This window comes from Mycoplasma sp. Z386 (assembly GCF_054343375.1).
In genome coordinates, this window is sequence record NZ_JBTGVC010000001.1 from 77,216 (window position 1) to 98,327 (window position 21,112).

General features: G+C 24.8%; 18 protein-coding genes. 4 read left to right on the plus strand and 14 right to left on the minus strand.

The window, feature by feature from the left end:
* Positions 1 to 51 precede the first annotated feature (51 nt).
* Genes ACXX85_RS00355 through ACXX85_RS00365 form a run of 3 tightly spaced genes read left to right on the plus strand, consistent with a single transcriptional unit; the run spans position 52 to position 4,258 of the window.
* The gene (locus tag ACXX85_RS00355) at positions 52 to 942 is read left to right on the plus strand and encodes a MurR/RpiR family transcriptional regulator (protein WP_436358534.1); all 891 of its coding nucleotides are present in this window, start codon (positions 52 to 54) and stop codon (positions 940 to 942) included.
* Positions 943 to 1,000: 58 nt separating this feature from the next.
* The gene (locus ACXX85_RS00360; RefSeq protein WP_458557243.1) at positions 1,001 to 2,206 is read left to right on the plus strand and encodes a phosphoglycerate kinase; all 1,206 of its coding nucleotides are present in this window, start codon (positions 1,001 to 1,003) and stop codon (positions 2,204 to 2,206) included.
* 51 nt (positions 2,207 to 2,257) lie between these two features.
* Positions 2,258 to 4,258 (plus strand): MIP family Ig-specific serine endopeptidase, encoded by a 2,001-nt coding sequence (locus ACXX85_RS00365; RefSeq protein ID WP_458560342.1) that lies wholly within the window; start codon positions 2,258 to 2,260, stop codon positions 4,256 to 4,258.
* 45 nt (positions 4,259 to 4,303) lie between these two features.
* Here the strand turns inward: ACXX85_RS00365 and aspS are convergent, their stop codons facing one another.
* The 5 genes from aspS to ruvA are packed head-to-tail and all read right to left on the minus strand — an operon-like array spanning position 4,304 to position 11,504.
* Positions 4,304 to 6,007, minus strand: coding sequence for an aspartate--tRNA ligase (aspS, locus tag ACXX85_RS00370; protein WP_458559315.1), 1,704 nt, complete (start codon positions 6,005 to 6,007; stop codon positions 4,304 to 4,306).
* On the minus strand, positions 5,994 to 7,256 hold the full coding sequence (gene hisS / locus ACXX85_RS00375) for a histidine--tRNA ligase (RefSeq protein ID WP_436358538.1): 1,263 nt from the start codon (positions 7,254 to 7,256) through the stop codon (positions 5,994 to 5,996). The genes aspS and hisS overlap by 14 nt, the downstream gene beginning before the upstream one ends.
* Before the next feature lie 13 nt (positions 7,257 to 7,269).
* A complete protein-coding gene (gene secDF, locus ACXX85_RS00380) occupies positions 7,270 to 9,879 on the minus strand; it encodes a protein translocase subunit SecDF (protein ID WP_458560343.1) in 2,610 nt (869 codons plus the stop codon).
* Between the two features lie 37 nt (positions 9,880 to 9,916).
* On the minus strand, positions 9,917 to 10,876 hold the full coding sequence (gene ruvB / locus ACXX85_RS00385; RefSeq protein ID WP_458557246.1) for a Holliday junction branch migration DNA helicase RuvB: 960 nt from the start codon (positions 10,874 to 10,876) through the stop codon (positions 9,917 to 9,919).
* Entirely contained in the window at positions 10,854 to 11,504 is a 651-nt protein-coding gene (gene ruvA, locus ACXX85_RS00390; RefSeq protein WP_436358541.1) for a Holliday junction branch migration protein RuvA, read from the minus strand. The genes ruvB and ruvA overlap by 23 nt, the downstream gene beginning before the upstream one ends.
* A 375-nt stretch (positions 11,505 to 11,879) precedes the next feature.
* On the opposite strand from ruvA, the gene ACXX85_RS00395 reads away from it, so the two are divergent.
* Positions 11,880 to 13,223 (plus strand): ATP-binding protein, encoded by a 1,344-nt coding sequence (locus ACXX85_RS00395; RefSeq protein ID WP_458560344.1) that lies wholly within the window; start codon positions 11,880 to 11,882, stop codon positions 13,221 to 13,223.
* A gap of 178 nt (positions 13,224 to 13,401) precedes the next feature.
* Here the strand turns inward: ACXX85_RS00395 and rbfA are convergent, their stop codons facing one another.
* From rbfA to ACXX85_RS00440, 9 genes are all read right to left on the minus strand, one after another.
* A complete protein-coding gene (gene rbfA / locus ACXX85_RS00400; RefSeq protein ID WP_436358544.1) occupies positions 13,402 to 13,749 on the minus strand; it encodes a 30S ribosome-binding factor RbfA in 348 nt (115 codons plus the stop codon).
* A 1-nt stretch (position 13,750) separates the two neighbouring features.
* Positions 13,751 to 15,556 carry a translation initiation factor IF-2 gene (gene infB, locus ACXX85_RS00405; RefSeq protein WP_458560345.1) on the minus strand — a complete coding sequence of 602 codons (1,806 nt, stop codon included), beginning with the start codon at positions 15,554 to 15,556 and terminating at the stop codon, positions 13,751 to 13,753.
* Positions 15,537 to 15,815 carry a YlxR family protein gene (locus tag ACXX85_RS00410; RefSeq protein WP_436358547.1) on the minus strand — a complete coding sequence of 93 codons (279 nt, stop codon included), beginning with the start codon at positions 15,813 to 15,815 and terminating at the stop codon, positions 15,537 to 15,539. The genes infB and ACXX85_RS00410 overlap by 20 nt, the downstream gene beginning before the upstream one ends.
* Positions 15,808 to 17,502, minus strand: coding sequence for a transcription termination factor NusA (gene nusA / locus ACXX85_RS00415; protein WP_436358549.1), 1,695 nt, complete (start codon positions 17,500 to 17,502; stop codon positions 15,808 to 15,810). The genes ACXX85_RS00410 and nusA overlap by 8 nt, the downstream gene beginning before the upstream one ends.
* Positions 17,503 to 17,509: 7 nt before the next feature.
* Complete coding sequence (locus tag ACXX85_RS00420) at positions 17,510 to 17,926, minus strand: LSm family protein (RefSeq protein ID WP_436358550.1); 417 nt, start codon at positions 17,924 to 17,926, stop codon at positions 17,510 to 17,512.
* Positions 17,927 to 18,036: 110 nt separating this feature from the next.
* On the minus strand, positions 18,037 to 19,134 hold the full coding sequence (locus tag ACXX85_RS00425; RefSeq protein WP_458560346.1) for a hypothetical protein: 1,098 nt from the start codon (positions 19,132 to 19,134) through the stop codon (positions 18,037 to 18,039).
* On the minus strand, positions 19,134 to 19,643 hold the full coding sequence (locus tag ACXX85_RS00430; RefSeq protein WP_458560347.1) for a hypothetical protein: 510 nt from the start codon (positions 19,641 to 19,643) through the stop codon (positions 19,134 to 19,136). The genes ACXX85_RS00425 and ACXX85_RS00430 overlap by 1 nt, the downstream gene beginning before the upstream one ends.
* Positions 19,644 to 19,651: 8 nt before the next feature.
* The gene (locus ACXX85_RS00435) at positions 19,652 to 20,758 is read right to left on the minus strand and encodes a hypothetical protein (protein WP_458560348.1); all 1,107 of its coding nucleotides are present in this window, start codon (positions 20,756 to 20,758) and stop codon (positions 19,652 to 19,654) included.
* Positions 20,758 to 21,112, minus strand: a 355-nt coding sequence (locus ACXX85_RS00440; RefSeq protein WP_458560349.1) for a hypothetical protein, incomplete at its 5' end; no start/stop codon positions are given. The genes ACXX85_RS00435 and ACXX85_RS00440, both read right to left, overlap by 1 nt.

The following is a 21,112-nucleotide window of genomic DNA, read 5'->3' on the forward strand; positions in this document are numbered from 1 at the left end:
GACTTGAATTTTTTAATCAAATTCTTAAGTTATGAATATAATTAAAGCAATATGAATAAAAACATTTTAATTTTTGACAAGGATTTAATTGAAGAAATTGATAAAAAGAACTTTTCTATTTCTTCTTTTAAAAAAATTTGAAATTTTATCGAGAAAGAACCTTTTAACTTTATTAAAACAAATTCAACAGATTTATCTAAAAAATTAGATATTTCTCAATCTACTGTTTCGCGTTTTGCAACAAAAATAGGGTTTGCTAGTTTTAAAGATTTACAAATTTATGTATCTCAAAGAATTCAATATAAAAAAGATTTAGAAATAGATATTAAAGATGAAAATAATTTAACTTTAACTCAAGTAATGAATAATATAAAATCACATTATCTTTTTTCTTTAGAAAGCACTTTAACTAATTTAAATCTAGAAAAAAACATTACAGATTATATTAATACCCTTTTAAAATACAGGAAAATGACAATTTTCTTTGGTGTTGGAGAATCTGCTCTTGTAGCAAAATACCTTGCAACCAATTTAAGAAAAATAGGTTTTAATACTATTTTTATCAATGATATCCATGAATTTTTTTCTTTTAGTAACTTATTAAAAGACCATATGCATATTACTTTAATTTCTAAAAGTTGCAAAACATTAGAAATTAAACAAATAAAGGAGTATTTAGACAAATTTTCCATTGCTACAAGCATATGAACTAAAAATAGCAAAATAACTGTTACTAAAAATGTGCAAAACGTAATATTTTTAGATAGTATTGAACAAAATTACAGAATTGGTTCAATTGGTTCAAAAATTTCTGCCTTTATCATTGCAGACATAATTTTTACTTATTTAAGTTCCAAAATAGATCATAAACAAACTATTTTTGCCAAAATTGAAAACAACATTGACCAGTGAAATAATTTAAATATTAAAGATAAAAAATAACTATAATAATAAAAAAGTTTTATAATATTATTAATAAAAATAAAAAATAGGAGAATAAATGAAATCAACAGTTAAAAAAACAATTGATGATCTACAATTAAAAGGTAAAAAAGTTTTAATAAGAGTAGATTTTAACGTTCCAATTAAAGATGGTAAAATTACTTCTACAAAAAGAATTGTAGCTTCTCTTCCAACAATTAAAAAAGTTATTAGTGAAGGGGGAAAAGCAATTGTCTTTTCTCACCTTGGAAGAATTAAAGAAGAAGCAGATAAAGCAAAAAAATCTCTTCAACCAGTTGCTATTGAACTTTCTAAACAATTAAATCAAGAAGTTCTTTTTATTAGCGAAACTAAAGGAAAAAAACTTGAAGATGCAATTAAAAAATTAAAAGATGGGCAAATTTTATTATTTGAAAATACAAGATTTGAAGATTTAAATGATAAAGCTGAATCAAAAAATAATCCAGAATTAGGAAAATACTGAGCTTCTTTAGGTGATGTATTTATTAATGATGCTTTTGGAACTGCTCATAGATCACACGCTTCAAACGTGGGTATTGCTTCTAACATCAAAGAATCTGCAATGGGTTACTTATTAGAAAAAGAAGTAAAAGCACTTTCTAAAATTGTTACAAATCCAGAAAAACCTTTTGTTGCAATTATAGGAGGAGCTAAAATTTCAGACAAAATTGGCGTTGTATCATCGCTTTTAGAAAAAGCTGATAAAGTTATTATTGGTGGTGGTATGGCTTATACATTCAATAAAGCTTTAGGTTTTAATATCGGAACTTCTCTTGTTGAAGAAGATAAGATTGAATTAGCAAAAGATTATTTAAATAAATACAAAAACAAAATTATTTTACCAGTTGATCACGCTATGGGTAAATCTTTTGAAGATCAACAAAGAATTTTAAATGACTCAAATCCTTTACAAATTCTCGATAATACAATGGGACTAGATATTGACAAATATTCAATAGAATTATTCAAAAAAGAACTTGAAGGTGCTAAAACAGTTCTTTGAAATGGACCAATGGGAGTAACAGAATTTTCTAACTTTAAATATGGAACAGAAGAAGTTGCAAAAGCAATTTCTAAACTAAATGGTGCTTATTCTGTAATTGGTGGGGGAGACTCTGTAGCGGCAGTTGAAAAACTTGGTTTTGAACAAGCATTTAGTCATATTTCAACAGGTGGTGGAGCTTCTATTGAGTTCTTAGAAGGGAAAGAATTGCCTGGAATTAAAGCAATTCAAAATAAATAATTAACTAAATAAAATCTATTTTTTTAGATTTTATTTTTATATTTTACAAAAATGAAAAAACAAAAATTTATTAAAAAGTTATTTATTCCACTTGCTTCTTTTACTCCATTAATGCTTTTTTCTTGCTCAAACACTAAAAATGAAATTTCTGTGAAACCAACCAATGAACATCAATATGAAAAATCCAATGACTATAAAACTCTAAAGAATGCTAAGAAAACATTCTCTGATGAAGAAAAAAATATTTCTAAATTTTTTGAAAAAAAGATTGATAAAATCTCTCATGCAAAACAATTAGAAATATTAAAAGAATTTTTACAAGAACAAAATTTAACACTTTCTAGTGATATTTCTGTTAGTTCTGTAACTCTCCAACCAACAAGAATGTATTGAGCTTTTAAAATCAAAAATATAGAAGAATCCTTTGGTTTTGGTTTCTTTTACAAACAAAAAAGTAAAGAAAACAAACCAGAAAACCCTCAAAATCCTCCTTCAAAAGAACCCAAACCAACACAGCCAGTTACAAATCCTAAAGATAATCCCCCAGAAACCGAAACACCAAAAGAAAACCCAAACAACGGAATGCCACCTTATTTTGATCCTTCCAATGTTGAAAAACAATTAAGAGAAGCTAGAGAAAAACGAGAAAGAGAAGATCAAATAAAAAGGGATGATTTAGGTCCACAAGATTCTGATTTAATTATTTCTGAAAGTGAAGCTTATAATGAAATTTTAGATAGAAGTTTTGCAATTTCCTTTAATTCTAACGGAGTTGATCCTGAAGATAATCAATCTGGTGTAATAGCAAATAATCCAAATGGTACTGCTTGATTATTGGATTATGCTTGAAAAAATAATCAAGAAAATTCTGATGAATTAGTTCTTTTCCTTGCTACTAATGCTCACGTGTATCAACGTGCATATAATGCTTTAGATCAAAAATGAAAAACTGATTTTCCTGATTATTTCTCTAAAAATTCTACAGATTCAATTGAAAGTTTTAACATCGGTTTTGCTCCTAAAAACATAGCAAATAATGCTTCAATAAATAATTTGGAACACCCTGGACAAGGTAATAAAGCAATCTATTATACTAATGCAACATCAGCACAAACTACAAAATATAATGACACAACATTAAATAGTTTTATTAAAACTTCAAATGTTTTTGATAATCCAAGAACCGTATTTGTTGCTACAAATTTCTTTGATGATCAAATAAATAAAAAATTAGTAGAAAGCGCTCAAAAACAAGAAGAAGACCAAAATAAAGATTTAGTTGTAGGAAAAGATTTTGCCGTCTTTTCATTAAAAATTTACTATAGTAATTTAAAAAATGCAACAGATGCTAATTTAACTCAATTTAAAACTAAAATAGATAATGCAATTGCTGCATTAAAAAATAGTATCACAAGATCAAAAGGTAAAAATAATATACCTAATGTTGAAAATAATTCTATTCCTTATCTTGATATTGATTATGCAAGTCAATGATTAAATAAAGAAGATGCTAAAATTAATCAATATAATTCTAAAAATCGTTCTCACGCAAATCTTAAATCAATATACATTGCTGGTTATCCATCAACAGACAATCAACAATTTTGAATGCGTAATTACTCCAAAAATATAGAAAGAGACAGTGCAGCATTTGCACAAAGAGCAAACTTTACTAATGGCCAAGATGTTAAATCTGAACTTGATAATAATAGAACAATGAAAGGGATTGGTTATCAAGGTCTTATAAGTAATTCCGGTCTCTTTTGAGGTTCTTCTGGCTCATTAGCTCTTAATGAATATGGTATTGCAGTAGGAATTTTTGCAACAACAGCCAATAAAGGAGATTGAAAAGATATTTCTGGTAAAGGTGGCGTTGTCTTTCTAACGCAATATGCAGACGATGCTTTCTACGGACCAGCTCATAATTTAATCGATGGATCAAATAAACAAAAATATCCAAAACAAACAAAATCTTATAAAGAAAATCTTACCAAAATGAAAGCAGATTATGAAGGATTTACTCATACTGCTTTATTCCCTGAAGGAGTTTAAAAAATAAAATCACAGATGAATTTTTGTGATTTTTCTTTATTTTCGTTATTTTTGCTTTGGTTCTAAAAAGTATTCATCTAGTTGTTCTTGTGTAACTTCTGAAGGTGAATCAATCATTAAGTTTATACCTTTTGAATTTACAGGGAAAGGAATAACGTCTCTAATGGATTCTGATTTTGTTAAAATCATAATTAGTCTGTCTAAACCAAAAGCAATTCCTCCATGAGGTGGAACACCGTATTCTAAAGCATTTAAAAAGAATCCAAATTGACTTTCTGCTTGTTCCTTAGACATTGAAATGGTTTCAAACATTTTTCTTTGAATTTCACTATCGTGAATTCTAATAGAACCTCCTGCAACTTCAAAACCATTTAAGACTAAATCATATGCTTTAGCTTTTGCTGATTTTAGATCACTTTGGAAAGTGTCAATTGATTGTTCTTGAAACATTGTAAAAGGATGGTGAGCAGCTGCATATCTTTTGTTTTCTTCATCGTATTCAAACATTGGTCAATTTACTATTCAAGCAAATTTATAAAGACTTTCATCAGCAAGTTTAAATAAATTATTTAATTCTACTCTTAAAGCTCCAAGTGATTGACAAACTTTTTCATATTCATCATTAACTATAAATAATGTTCCATCACTAAATTTTTGCTCTTGTATAAAATTGTTTATTTTTGAAAAATCAGCAATTTTAAAAGAAGTAGATGTTATTTGACCTTTTTCTAAAATTAAATAAAGTAATCTATTTCCTTTATTTTTACGAACTATTTCATCTAAATGTTTGAAATCTTTTTTTGAAATTGTTTCTTTTTCTAAAAAAAGAGTTTTTGTTGTAGAGTTACTAAATAAAAATTCATTTTCGTTATTTAAAATGTTTGCATTAATTAATTTATTTTGGTATCTTAAATCAGGTTTATCGCTACCATAATTATCGATTGCATAATCATAATCAATTCTTTGGAAAGGAATTTCTAAAGGAATATTTAATTTTGAAAACAGGTATTTCATCATTTTTTCTACAAGATTTTGAATATCTTTTTCATCTATAAAAGACATTTCAAGATCAAGTTGAAAGAATTCAAATTGTCTATCTTTTCTTAAATCTTCATCTCTAAAAACTTTTGCAAATTGGAAGTATCTTTCAAATCCAGAAACCATTAAAATTTGTTTAAATAATTGTGGTGATTGTGGTAAAGCAAAGAATTTTCCTTTAGTTCTTGTTGGTACTAAAAAATCTCTTGCTCCTTCTGGTGTTGATTTAGATAAAATTGGGGTTTCGATATCGATAAAATCATTTTCATCTAAGAAATCTCTTAAATATTTAAAAACTTTATTTTTAAAAATAATGGTGTCTTTTAAAATATTTCTTCTTAAGTCTAAAAATCTATATTTTAATCTTAGTTCTTCAGATACATTAATTTTATCATTAATTTCAAAAGGCAATTCTTTTGATTTAGAAAGAATAATTAATTCATCAGCAATAACTTCAATTTGTCCGGTAGCTAAATTATCATTATATTCTTTTCTTTCAAAAACTTTTCCTGTAACTTGGATTACATACTCTTTAGCAATAAACAAGTTTTTTTCTTCATTATTAAAGATAATTTGTGTAATTCCTCAACGATCTCTTAAATCAATAAAAGTGAAATTTTTAAATTTTCTTATGTTATGAACTCAACCATATAAAGTAACTGTTTGTCCTACATTTTTTATATTTAATTCGTTATTATTAATTAATTTCATTGTGTATTTCCTTTATAAAAGCTTTTATATCAACTATTTGCAAAATCTTTTTTTCATTTGTACTAAGGTTTTTTAATGTTAGTTCTGTATTTTTTTGATTCTTTTCTTTAAATAAAATATATTTTGCTTTAATGTTTTCTGCTTTTGCAAAAATTTTAGCTATTTTTTGAATTTCTTTATTGGATTCTACCTTAAAGTTGTGTTTTCTTAATTCTAGAATTAGTTTATTATTTATATTAAATTCATCTTCATTAAAACTTGCTACATAAATATCAATTCCAGAATTATAATTAAAATCATTATTAAAGTCTAAAATTTCAATAATTCTTTCAACTCCAATTCCAAGTCCAATTGCAGACATTTGTGGACCATTTAGTTCTCAAAAAAGATTATTATATCTTCCACCACCAATTAATGTACTTTTAGAACCAAGAGCTTTTGAACTTGACTCAAACTCAAAAACAAAATCATCATAATAATCAAGTCCACGAACTAAAAATTCATCTACTTCAAAATCAATATTTTGTTTTTGCATCAACTCCTGCAATTTATTAAATTCATTTTTTGATTTTTCATTAATAAAGTCTAAAATTTTTGGTGCTTGTTTGATAAATGTTTTAGTCTGTTCTATTTTATCATCTAAAATTCTTAAAGGATTTTTTTCTAATCTAATAATTGATTCTTTTTCTAATTCATCTTGATGAGTAATCAAATATTTTTTTAATTCAACTAAATATTTTTTCCTGTCTTCTCTTGAACCTAAACAGTTAATTTTTAACTTTACTTCTTTAATTTTTAAAAGTTCTAAAAATCTTGTAGCAAAACTTATAATTTCAAAATCATATAGATAATTGCTTTGGCTAATATATTCAATTCCAGCTTGATAAAATTGTCTAAAACGTCCTTTTTGTGGGCGTTCATAACGAAACATAGGTCCAAAATAAGCAAACTTATTATTATTTATATATAACTTATTTTCCAAAATAGCCCTTACTGTTGAAGCGGTTCCTTCCGGTCTAAGAGCTAACTCTCTATCGGATTTATCTTTAAATAAATACATTTCTTTATTTACTATATCCGATGTTTCTCCAGATGTTCTAATAAATAAATTTGAATATTCAAAAATTGGAGTTTCTATATATTTAAAATTTCAATTTTTTATAATATTAAAAAAAGTTTCTTGTATTTTTTGTAACAAGAACACTTCTTTATCGTATATATCTTTTGTGCCTTTTGGTTTTATATACATTTTTTTTCCTTTTTTATGCTTCAAAATCATTAATACCAACAAAAGTTTGTTCTTTTATTTTTTGAGTATTTCAGTATTTATTTGCAATTCTTTTTGCTTTTCTTTTGTTTCTTCAAGTCTCAACTAATAATCAAATATGACTTGCGATAAATAATGATGAATATGTTCCAAACACAACACCAGTTACCAATGCAATGTTAAAGTATAAATCAGTTGAATCTTTAAAAATAATTAAAATTAATACAGTTAAAATTGTTGTTAAAGAAGTAAAGATTGAACGTTTTATAGTTTCTTTAATAGTTTTATTAACTATAAATCTTAATCTATTATAGTCGTTAACTTCTTTATATGGTAATTCTTTAAAGATTTCTTTAATTCTATCAAAAACAACTATAGTATCGTTAATAGAGTAACCAATTATTGAAAGTATAGCGGCTATAAAAATTGGTGAGATTTGTAATCTGAAAATGATAAAGATTAAGAAAACTATTATAACATTATGAATTAGCGAAATAATTGCAGCTATTGCAAATGTTCATCTTAATCTTAAAATTATATAGAAGATAACAGCAAATAGTGCAACTAATACAGAAATAATAGCATTATTTACTAAACTTCTTGCTTCTTCTGAAGAAATACTATATGTAATAATATTTATATTTTGAAACTTAGTATTTAATTCTGAACTAATTTCATTAAGAATATTAGTTATATTTTGATTAGTTCTAACTATAACATTATAAATATCTGCTTGTTGATCTACTTTTTGAATAATAATTTGATGATTATCGTTTATTATTCCTTTATTTTCAAGAAAGTCTTTGATTTCATTTGCTTTATTTAAAGTTAGAAAATCAAAATCTTTATCTTTAGTTTCAACTAAAATATTTGTTCCACCACTAAACTCTAAAGAAAGGTTAAATCCTTTTATAAAATCCTTATTTATTACTGCAAATGTGGTAAATACAATAAAAGCAGCTATAAAAATAATAACTGGAATGTAGTGAGTAAATTTAACATAATTTAGGTATTCTGGTCTTTCTATTTTTGCAACATAACCTCTTGCATATAAAGGAATGTATTTTTTTCTAACCCCTAATAAAAATTTATTTTTATCAAATACACCCGTTTTTACAAGCATTGTTGTAATTCATTTTGTAAAGAACAGCATAATTAACAATGTAAATAACACAGAAAATAGTAAAGTTACTGCAAAACCTTTAATATCTTTGGTCCCAAAAAAGAAGAGAATTACAGCAACAATTAATGTCGTTATATTCGAATCCAGAATTGTAGAAAAAGAAAATTTATTTGCTTTACTATTTGCTTTAATGCTGCTAGAACCCATATAAATTTCTTTTTTAATCGATTCAAACGATATTATATTCGCATCGACAGACATACCAATTCCTATTATTAAAGCAGCAATAGTAGAAGGTGAATATTCCCCTCTTACTGTTGTGAATAATAATAAAGTTAGAAATATATATAAACTTAAAGAAATTGTAGATAAGAAACCAAGAAGTCCATAATTAACTATCATAAATAAAGCAATTATAGAAATTGAAATTATTCCTGCAATTAAAGCTCCATTAAATGCATTCTCTCCTAAATCTCTAGGTACAAATGATGAAGATAAAAGTTTTAATGAATAATTATCGGTTCCATAATTTATATTTAAAGCTAACTGTTTTGCTTCACTTGATGTGAAATTTCCTTGAATAACAAAAGATTCACCAGATAAAGCACTATTAACTTGAGCGGATGAAATTAAATATTTTTTAGCATCAAATTGTGCTTCTTTTAAAATTGGTTGAAATACGGTTGGTTGATGTGTTTGAGGATTTGTTACGGTTTTTGGTTGTGTTTCTTCATTAACATGAACAAATTTATATGGATTAAATCCAGAATTAACTCATTCATCTCTAAAGTTAGTATTAGCAAGATGGATTAAATCTTTTAAGTTTAATCAAACTAAAATTAAATTTTGGCCAGACGGTCTTTTAGAAATATAGTCAGTAGCTTTTGTTCATTCTAACTCACCAGATTTATCGGCTAAATTAATTAATACTTGATTTCTATTATTGCTGTCAATTTGCTCTTTTGCTCCACCTGATTTAAATGGTGCAACATAATCTCTTTCATTTCATTTATCTACATTTTCAAAATCTAAGGTTTGTCCTGTAGTAAATTTTCCATTGTAAAATAAAGGTTTATTATTTATGTCTGTTATTATAATTTGTTGTTTTGCAATAACTTCATTTGTAAAATCAACAATTTCTTCATTGGTGGTTATTCCACTTCGAGAAATCCTTATTCTACCTTCACCCTCAATTGCAACTTGTGTACCATTTAAACCGACTCCACCGGTTAAACGATTAAATATTGCTTGGTCTGCCCTTTTTATTGTTTCATTATCGATTGGTTTATTTTTATCTTCTGAAGTAACTTGAACAAGAACTTCAGCACCACCACCGTATTCAATAGATTTATTAATATTTTTTGAAATATAATATTTGCTTCCTAATGTAATTGAAACTATGACTGTTGAAAAAGTGAAAAAAGCAATAAATCACCTTTTTCAATTTTTAGCACTAAATATATTTCTAAAAAACTTTTTCATAATAATATTTTATATTATAAGGTATTTTTAGTTATTTTTAACTAATATAGTTATATTTTTTTAAATATTCTTCTCCTTCAATCGTAATTCTTCTCCCTCTACTAGTTTTTTCAATTAAATTTAATTCTAATAAATTGGGTTCTATATTTAACAATATGTTATCTTTATTATCTTTTAAAATTCCTGAAATTACATCCAAAGATACACTTTTTCTTTTGAAAATATTACCTAAAAGTTTTAAATAATCAACATGTAAATGAGTTAAACCATTATGATGAATTCCAATATTTTTAAGAGTTTCATCAATTAAATTTTTATCAATTTTAGATTTTTGAGAAAAAATATAAAAATCTCTGATTCTTTTTAAAATATTGTTTAAAATTCTTGGTGTACTATTAGCAAATTTAGTGATATATCTTATATCATTATCTGAAATTTCTATATTTAATTTTGATGAAGAATTTTTTGCAATGATTTTCATTTCTTCTGGAGAATATTTTTGTAATTTTGCAATGAAACCAAAACGATCTTTTAATGGTTGACTTAATCTTTCAAATTTAGTTGTAGCACCTATTAAAGTAAACTCAGGTAATTTCATTCTCATTATTTTATTTTCTCCATCTACTCCAATTTGAATATCAATTACATATTCTTCCATTGCTGTATAAAGTAATTCTTCCATATTTTTATTCATAGAATGAATTTCATCAATAAAAATTAAATCCCCTTTTTTAACAGAACCAAAAATTGAAAGAATATCTGATTTTTTCTCTATTAAAGAACCTTGTATAAACTTAATTTGACCATCTAATTCCGTTGAAATAATTTTTGCTAAAGTTGTTTTTCCAAGACCTGGTGGTCCAAAAAACAATAAATGATCAAGAGTTTTTTTACGCTTTTTTGATGAACCTATTAAAACTTTAATTGTATTAACTAGCTCTGTTTGACCAATAAATTCATCGAAATTTTTTGGTCTAATTTCTAAATTCTCTTGCATTAGAAATTAATTTAATAGCTTCTTCAACTAAGAATTCAAAATTTTCACTTGGTTCTAAAGATGAAATCGCATAATCAATTTGTCTTTTTTGGAAACCAAGGACTTTAAGTGTATCTTCTAATTCACTCATTACCTTAAAATCAAGTTTTGAATTAGACTCATTTTCAAATTCATGAGATTCATTTTCTGTGCTGTTTTCATCTACTTTTTCTTCTTTGGATTTTAAATTACTTAATATTTTTCTATATTTATTTTGAAAATCAAAAACAATTTGTCTTGCTATTTTTTGTGATATATAAGTATATTTTGAAAGTCTTTCTCAATCACCTTCTGCAATTAAATTAATTCCTTTTTCTCATCCTTCAGAAATAAAGGATAATGCTGTTTTAGGACCAACACCTGATATTGTTAATAAATCTTCAAATAAAATTCTTTCTCTAAAATTTTCAAATCCATATGTTGTTTTTTGATAATCATTTTCTCAATTGTAAATATAAACTTTTCTATTTTCTCCTTTTTCAAATTTATCGCTATTGACAACATATATAAGATGTCCTGTTGATGAACTTTCTAATATAATGTAATTTTTGTTTTTTGAAACTATTTTTCCTATTTTATAAATTTCCATTTTTTTCCTCCATCTAAAAGTTTCTTTTTTTTATAAAAAACAAATAAAAAAGAAAAAAATTAGGAAAATAAGCTCGTTTTTCCTAAAATTTTAAATATTGAAGTATTATTAAAGTCCCTATTTATAAATTAATATAAAAAAATAAATAAAAATTAATTTAAAAACATAGATTTAGAAAATTAATTAAATTTTCAATTGATTTAAACTAAAATAAGTTATGTTATGTATAATTTAATTAAAAGAAAAAGTATAATAAATCAACTATTTCTGAATTTTAAAACAATATTAAAATTTAAATATAATAAATAAAGTGTTGGATATAATAAATTCATTGAATGATATTTGAAAACAACAAACGCATAAATAGGGAGATATATGGAAAATAGTAAAATTGAATATAAAATTGATATTCCAGATAAAGCAAATAAACTAAAAGCAGAAATAGTTTCTTTTTTAAACAGCAAGGGTGGAGAAATACATCTAGGAGTTAGAGATGATGGTAGTATTGATAAAGAATTGATAGAAAATAAAAAACAAGAATGAGAACAATTGCTATCTAATTGAGTGTCAAATGCTTTTAGTCCAAATGTTATAAACTTAATTGATATTCTTCCTAATGAAATACCTTTTAAAATTAAAATAACTGAAGGTAAGGAGAAACCTTATTTTTATAAAGAAGGAGAAGGATTTAATTCTAAAGGGATTTTTATTCGAGTTGGTAGTACAAAAAGAGTTGCAAGTTTTAATGAAATTGAAAGAATGATTAGAAATCATCCATCAAATGATTTTGAATCAAATAGTATTGATAGAAATGATTTGACTTTTACATATATTGAAAATAGATTTAAAGAAAAAAATATAAAATTTGATATATATGCTTTATCGTTAAAAGGCAAAAATGATAAATATAATAATGCTGCTTTGTTGTTAAGTGATCAAAATCCAACAATAAGTAAATTCGCAGTGTTTCAAGATAAGGGAGTTATTGAATTTTTAGATAAAAAAGAATTTACTGGGTCAATTTTAAAACAGCTAGATGAGATATTGTATTTTTCTAGTTTATCCAATAGAAAAAGAGTTACCATTTCAGGTAAACCAGATAGAGAAGAGTATTTAGACATTCCTAAGAGAGCATTGAGAGAAGCTATTGTAAATTCTTATTGCCATAGAGACTATACACTAAGCGGTGATGTAAAAATTGAATTTTATATAGATAGAGTTCAAATTTTTTCACCAGGTAGTTTACCTGATGGTTTAACTCTTGAAAATATAAAAATGGGAATGGCTGCAAAAAGAAATAAAATCATTGTAAATGCATTAGATAAAATTGATATGATAGAAAACTATGCAACAGGAGTAAGAAGAATATTTGAAGATTATTCTGATTTTAAAAAACAACCTAAATACTATATTTCTGATAACGGCGTGATTGTTACATTATTCAATAGAAATTATAAAATAGAAGATGAAGCCCAAAATGAAGCCCAAAATGAAGCCCAAAATGAAGCCCAAAATTTAAAACAAAATACTAAAAAACGAATAGAGAAAATTTTAGAGTTAATGAAAGTAAATAATAATATAACAAGAAGTAATCTTAAAAATATATTAGGAGTGTCTAAAACAACAATTGAACGTGATATTGCTAAATTAAAAGAAGAAAATAAAATAGAATATATAGGAAGTTCAAAAAAGGGTTATTGAAAAATAAAAAATAATTAAATGAGAATTAATAAAAATCAAAACACAATAAAATGTAATTAAATCAGATAAATAAAAACCGTTTTGCCCCATAAAACAGGCATAAACAGTTTTTTAATACATTAAACTGAGAAAGCTTAACCAAATGTTTTTTCAATTTATGACTTTATATTAATAATCCTAAATAAAAAAAGATAACTTACTTAGAGTTATCTTTTTCTTTGATTTTAGCAAGTATTTCTTCTATTCTTTGTGCATTGTCTAATACTTCATCTAAAAAGAAATGTAATTGTGGCACTGTTCTAGAATTTACTATTTTGGATAATTGAGTTCTAATAAATCCTTTTGCATTATTTATTGCTTCTAAACCTTTTTGAGGTGATTTTATAAAACTTAAATAAATTTTTAAATGTGAACCATCGTTAGAAAGTTTTACATCATTTACAGTTGCTCCAATTATATTAGCATTTGTTATTTCTTCACTTATAATTTTAGAAACTAGTAAAAAATAGTGGGATTCTTTTTTTCTTAATGTAATTGAGTTCATATTATTCTTCAATTAAAACATCTTCAAATGCTTGAATAGTATCATCAACTTGAATTTCGTTATATTTATAAATATGACAACCAAATTCCATACCCATTGCTACTTCTTTAGCATCATTTGGACCTTTTCTTAAAGAGTCCAATTTTCCTGTATAAATAACTTTATTTTTTCTAATAACTTTAACTTTACAGTTATTTTTAAATTTACCACTAATCATAGTACATCCAGCAATAATCCCAACTTTTGAATAACTAAAAAGTTTAAGAACTAATGCTTCACCTATATTAACTTCTTCATATTTTGGTTCTTTATAACCTTTTAATAAAGTCTCTACTTCTTCGGTGATTTTATAAATTACAGAATATTCTTTTATATCTATTTTTTGCTGAGTTGCAAACTGTTTTATAGAGCTTGGGACATTTGTATTAAATACATAAATAATTGCATTTGATGCTTCTGCAAGTAAAATATCTGCTTTTGTAACATCTCCAACAGAAGCATGTACTACATTAACAAAAGCTTCATCGTTTTTTAATCTCTCTAAAGATGATTTTATAGCTTCTGAAGTTCCGTGCACATCGCTTTTGATAATTAAATTAATAACTTTTTTACCTTCTTCAAAAATTACGGAATTTCTTTCTTTTAGTTGTGTTTGTTTATCTACAAAAGCTTTTTCTTCAGCTAAATTTTTAGCAAATTTTTCTTCTGGAAAACCAAAGAATTTATCTCCTGCTAAAGGCACATAATTTAAACCAGTAACAACTACAGGAGTACCTGGAGTTGCTTTTTCAAGAATTTGTCCATGTGCATCATGCATTGTTCTAATTTTTCCGTATTTAGAACCTGCAACAATAAAATCTCTTGGATAAAGGGTACCATTTTGAACAATTAATGTTGCAGTAACTCCTTTACCTTTGTCTAATTTTGATTCAACTACAGTACCAATAGGATATCTATTTCTATTTGCTTTTAAATTTAAAACTTCTGCTTGTAAATTAATAGCCTCAAATAAATCATTTAATCCTTGACCTGTTTTTCCTGAACCATATACAAATATATTTTCTCCACCTCAATCTTCTGGAAGAATATTATGTGTTGAAAGTTCAGATTTTACCCTTTCAATATCAATTGAAGGTTTGTCAATTTTGTTAACAAAAACAATTATAGGAACTTTTGCATTTCTAGCATGATCAATTGCTTCAACAGTTTGAGGCATAACCCCATCATCGGCAGCAACTACTAAAATAACAATATCTGTAATTTTTGCTCCTCTAGCTCGCATTTCAGTAAATGCTTCATGACCTGGAGTATCTAAAAAGGTTATTTTTTTGTTTTGGTATTCTACTTGATAAGCTCCTGTATGTTGAGTGATTCCCCCAGCTTCTCCACTTGCTACATTACTTTTTCTTATAGTATCTAATAATGTTGTTTTCCCATGATCAACATGCCCCATAATTGTAATAATAGGTACTCTATTTTCAAGTTCACTTTCATGATCACTTATTTCAACTTCATCCATAAAGTTGGAAGCATTTATTTCTACTTCTTTTTGAAAATCAAAACCATATTCAATACACAATTCAGCTATTTCATCTTCAGAAAGTGTATGATTTAAAGTATACATTTTTCCTTTTTTAAAAAGGTTTGTAATGATTTCATTAGCAGGTTTATTAATTTTTTTTGTAAATTCTGCAATTGTCATTGCTCCTGTAAAAATAAAAATACCATCTTTTAATTCAGTTTTTACACTAACTAACTGGGATTTAATTTCTTCTGTATTAGATTTTCTAATGTGTTTCTTTGCCATAAATTAGTTCTATTTCCTTTCTTAATTGATCGTAATTTTCTTTTGTTATATTCATTTTAAAAGACTTATTAAGAAGTTTTTTCTCAAAAGCTTTTAAAATGCTCTCTTTGACATTTTCTATATAAGCTCCACGCCCTTGTAGATTTTTATTTTTGTCTATAATTACTGTATTTTCCTTTGTTTTAGTAAAACGCATTAATTTTGTTATAGGGATGATATTGTTTGAAAAAATGCATTTTCTTGAATAGTCATTATTCATTTTCTTCATCATCTCAATCAGCATCATTTATATCAAAATCAAAATCATTTAAACCAGCAAATTCAGCTAAATCATTATCCATTTTGTAATTCTTAATTTCTTCACTAATTTGTTTTAAATCTTCTTTTGTATAAAGTTCTTCTGTTTTTGGTTTGTTGTTATCAATATTATCTTGAAAATCAGAAAATGCATTGTCAAAAATGCTATCACCATCAAATTTATTTACATTTGCTTTTCTATTATTTTTAACTACAGAATCTTTTTCAACTTTAGTTGATGATTTTGAAGTTGAATCATTTTTTTCTACTTTTTGTTCGCTATTTGCTGTTTCTTCAGAAATATTTAAACCAAAATCTTCGTTATATTTTTGAATATCTTTATCAAATTCATCAAGTAAATAATTAGGATTAATTTTAGATTTACTATTTCTTGTTTTATTAGTAGTATAAGGTGCTTTTTTGATTTTAGCATTTGCTGAAGTTCTATTTTTAAATTCGTTTTCGATTGTTTCTAATTCACTTTCAGAACTAATATTTCCATTTCAGTTTAATTTAAAACCATCATTTAAAGCTTTTGAATAAGAATAAATATCAATTCTTGATCTTGTTAATTCAGAAGCTAAAGTAACATTAATTCCTTTTTTACCAATAGCAAGCGAATGTTGTGAATCAGGAACAACAACAACAATTTTATTAAGTTTTTTAGATTTAAATGGTAAAACAGAAACTATTCTTGTTGGTGCTAAAGCATTTACTATAAATTGGTTTAAATCTTCTGAATATTCAATAATATCCACTTTTTCTTCTCCGAGTTCATTTACTATTAATTCAATTCTGCTTCCGGATTTTCCAACTAATGCTCCAACATTATTAATCACTGTTCCAGATGTAGATTTAATAGCAACTTTTGATCTTTCACCTGCGTGTCTTGCGATTCTAAAGATTTCTATTTCTCCTGCTGCAATTTCAGGAATTTCTTTTTCAATTAAGTCTTTTAAGATGTTATTTGATGAGTTAGAAATAATTATTTGTGTATCTTTTACTTCTTCAAGCACATCTTCAATATAAACATCTTCGCTTAAACCAAGCTCATTCTTCTTTTTAGAATTTGTAGCTAAGTGTTTAGGCATAAATGCATGAACTTGATCGTCTTCAATTTCATATAAGTATCCTGCTCTTAATTTAGAAATTAATTTTGCTTTTACTACTTTTCCTTTTAAAGTTGAATATTTTTGATAAACAGCTTCTCTTACAAGTTCGGCAATTTTTTGTTTAAATTGTTGCTGAACTGGTGAAAATATATTTTTTGGCAAAGTTTCAAAATCAATATCAATAGAAACTTTTTCATCTTCTTGAACTTTGTGTGCAAATAATTGTTTTGCTTGTGAAATGGAAATTTCACAAGTTTTTAAACCTTCATCTGCTGCAATATCTTCATTATAAGTTTCGTCAGAAACTACTAAAGCTGTTTTGTTTACTAATCTAATATTTTCATTTTCATAATCAACAATTAGTTCTATTTCAGCGTCAGGATCTAAGTTTTTAGTAATTGTTTTTATAAAAGAATCTTCAAGAATTTTCATAATTGTTTGTATATCTATTTTTCTAAATTCTGAAATTTCTTTTAATTGATTAAAAAATATTTTGTTCTTTGAAATATTTTTAGAATTTACAGATTTTCTTGCCATTTTTCTCCTAAATATTTATATATAAATTAATTTTTTCTATTTTTTCTTTGTTTATTTCTTCTTTTTTCATTCTGCCTTTTAAATTAATTTCTAGTAATAAAGTATTTTCATTGTTTTGGATTAATTTTCCTATAATAAAATCTTTTTCATTAAATCAAATTTGAATTTTTTTGTTGATAAATTCTTCTATATTTTCTATATTTATATCAATATCAGACCCTTTAGAAAATACATCTAAATAATATTCTTCTTTTATAGAATCTTCTTTATCTAAAAAGTCAGATATTTTTCTTGAAATTTTTTCAATATCATTCAAATCAGTAAAATTTGTTTTTATTCTTAAAAAATTAAGACTTCCTTCTTTTTCAAAATAAGCTTCTAAAATTGAACTAAAATTCTCTTTTAATTTTTCTAAAATATCCATTTTTCTCCTTAAAAATATATGAAAAGGTTGCTAACAGCAACCATTTTTTTATTACTATTAATATAATTATAAACCAATAATATTTTTTTATAAATAAATTATGCAAATTATTAATTTCTTCTTTTTTCGTTTTTCCCTTCAGTAGATATGATTTTAAGTGGTCTAGAAAGTATAAAATGAATAGAATCTTTTTTAATATATTCTTTTTTTTCATCTGCTTTTACATCATAATCTTGTACTTTTCTTTCTCTAGAAAAAGTTAAATCATAATCATAGAAGTTTTCTGAGTCTTGATTTGCAATTATTTGAGCATTTTCCCTTGCACTTAAATCATTTTCAATGTTATATCAGTCGTTTAAATAATTTCGAGATGTGAAACCTAAATTTTCTGTTGTAAATACATTTATTATAGGCGAAGATGAGTGAAACTTATCAATTTCTTTTTGCAAAATACCTGGAAATATTTTTTCTATTTTAGGTTTTGGAGTAGAAAATCATTTATAATTTTCATTTGCTTTATACTGAAAAATACCAAAATTAGACAATAAATTTATTTTAGAAAAATAGTTATTATTATAATCTTCAGGTAAATATAAAGCTTTATTAAAAGCAAAGCGTCCTTCTAAATGTAAATTTGGAATTGATAATAAGTATTCCATTATTGTTGTATTAATGGAAAAAATTTCATTATAATCTTTATCACTTTGAGAAAAATTAAATTTAAATTTATAATTACTCTCTTTTACTAAATAAATTTCATTTCCGTTTTTGTATTTTATTTTTTTATTTGGAGCTAATTTATCAATAACATCTTTATAAACCTTGAATTTAAATTGAAAGTCTAATAATCACTTAAAGAAAATTTCCGTTTTTTCTTGCTTAAAATATATAAAAATGTTTTCATTATTAAAATTTTCTAATTTTATGCTTTCATAAGTAGGTCTTAATTCTATTAATTTATTAACATTTATTATTTCGTAATAATCTCTGTTATTAAAATCAAATTCTTCAAAGTCATCAAACACATAATTGTCAGTTCCTACGTATTTTTCTTTATATTTGTTAAAAAGTTCATCATATTTTTGTTCTTCAGGTGTTTTTGGAAAATCCGGTTCTTTAGACTTTTCTTCATAATTACAACTTGCTACCAAATTTACAGAAGCAAAAGTTAAGGTTGCTGCACTATTTAATAATATTTTCTTTTTCATTATTTTGTTCCTTCTATTTTTTTAGCTCTATATTTTATGTAATCTTTTAAATATGACATCATCCCTTCTTGTGAATCGAAGAAAAGTTCTTGATTATTTAAATCTATTGTTCACAAGTTGTAGTAATTAGATTTTATTTCGATAGATTTGTTAGTTTCTACATAAAATCTTCTTTCTGCAACAGGCAGAATTAATTTACCGAGAATTAATCTATAATTTAATTGGAAAATTTTAGGATCATTAAATTCAAATAATTCTTCTCTAAAAGGTTGTCCACGAGAGATAAGGGTACTTTTTAGTCCTGGTATGTAATATCTTTCTTTAGGTTTCATTCTTTTTAAAAGATATTCTTCTAAATTAGATTCTTCAGTTTGGTTTGCTAATTCTGTAATATTTGTATATCTTGAATTGTAATTATAGATTTTTTCTCTGCATCATCTACAGAAATAAAGTTTTTTAAAATTCCTATTTTGGTATTTTCTAAGAATAAAAATTCTTTGTTTTTTCAAAAAAAGAATTAACGTCTTCTTTTTTCGTTTTCCCCTTCAGTTGATATAATTCTTAAAGGTCTTGACAATATAAAATGAATAGAATCTTTTTCTATGTGTTTTCTATAATCTTTTATTTCACTATCATATTCTTTTTCCAATCTTTCTCTAGAAAAAGTTAAATCATAATCATAAAAATTTTCTGAATCTTGATTTGCAATTATTTGAGCATTTTCCCTTGCGTTTCAATCATTTTCAATATTATATCAATCATTAAAATAACTTTCTGATGTATTACTAATATCTAAAATAGAAGAGAAATTTATTTTAGGATTACTTGTATTGAATTTAACCATATCTTCTTTAGATATATCTTCTGAAAATTTGTTTAATTTAGGTTTTTGAGTTGAAAATAATTTGTATTTTGAATTAATTAAATTTGGAAAATTTATATTAGAAAATATAGACAATTCAGAAAAGTAATTATTTTTCATTTCTTCTTGAAATATTAAATTTGAATTAAAATAAAAATAACCCTTTATCTTGACATTTGGTATTAATAAAAGTTTTTCCATAATGAATGGATACATTGCAACTACAATTAAATAATCATCTTGTTTTTTAGAAAAAGTGAAATCAAAATTACTTTCTTTTACTAAATATATATCTTCTTTATTATTATTTTGTTTAATTTTTTTATTTGGAGCAAATTTATCAATTACATCCTTGTATACTTTAAATTTAAAATTGTAATCTTTTATTCAATCGTAAAGTTTCTGAAATTCTTCTTTCTTAAAATATCAAAAAATATTATTATTGTTATTGTTGATATTTTTATTTTCTTCAGAAAGGTAAGTATCTTGAAAATACTCATCTATTTCAATTAATTTTTTCATATTTACAATTTCATAGTGTTCATGATTATTAAAATCAAATTCCTCAAAATCATCAAACACATAATTATCAGTTCCTACGTATTTTTCTTTATATTTGTTAAAAAGTTCTTCATATTTTTGCTCTTCAGGTGTTTTTGGAATATCTGGTTCTTTAGTTTTCTCTTCATTACAACTTGCTACCAAATTTACAGAAGCAAGGGTCAAAACTGTTGCACTGGTTAATAATATTTTCTTTTTCATTATTTTGTTCCTTCTATTTTTTTAGTTCTATATTTTATGTAATCTTTTAGATATGACATCATTCCTTCTTGAGAATCAAAGAATAACTCTTGATTATTTAAGTCTATTGTTCACAAATTGTAATAGTTAGATTTTATTTCAATCGATTTGTTATTTTCTACGTAAAATCTTCTTTCTGCTACAGGCAGAATTAATTTTCCTAGAATTAATCTATAGTTTAATTGGAAAATTTTAGGATCATTAAATTCGAATAATTCTTCTCTAAAAGGTTGTCCACGAGAAATTAATGTACTTTTTAATCCTGGTATGTAATATCTTTCTTTAGGTTTCATTCTTTTTAAAAGATATTCTTCT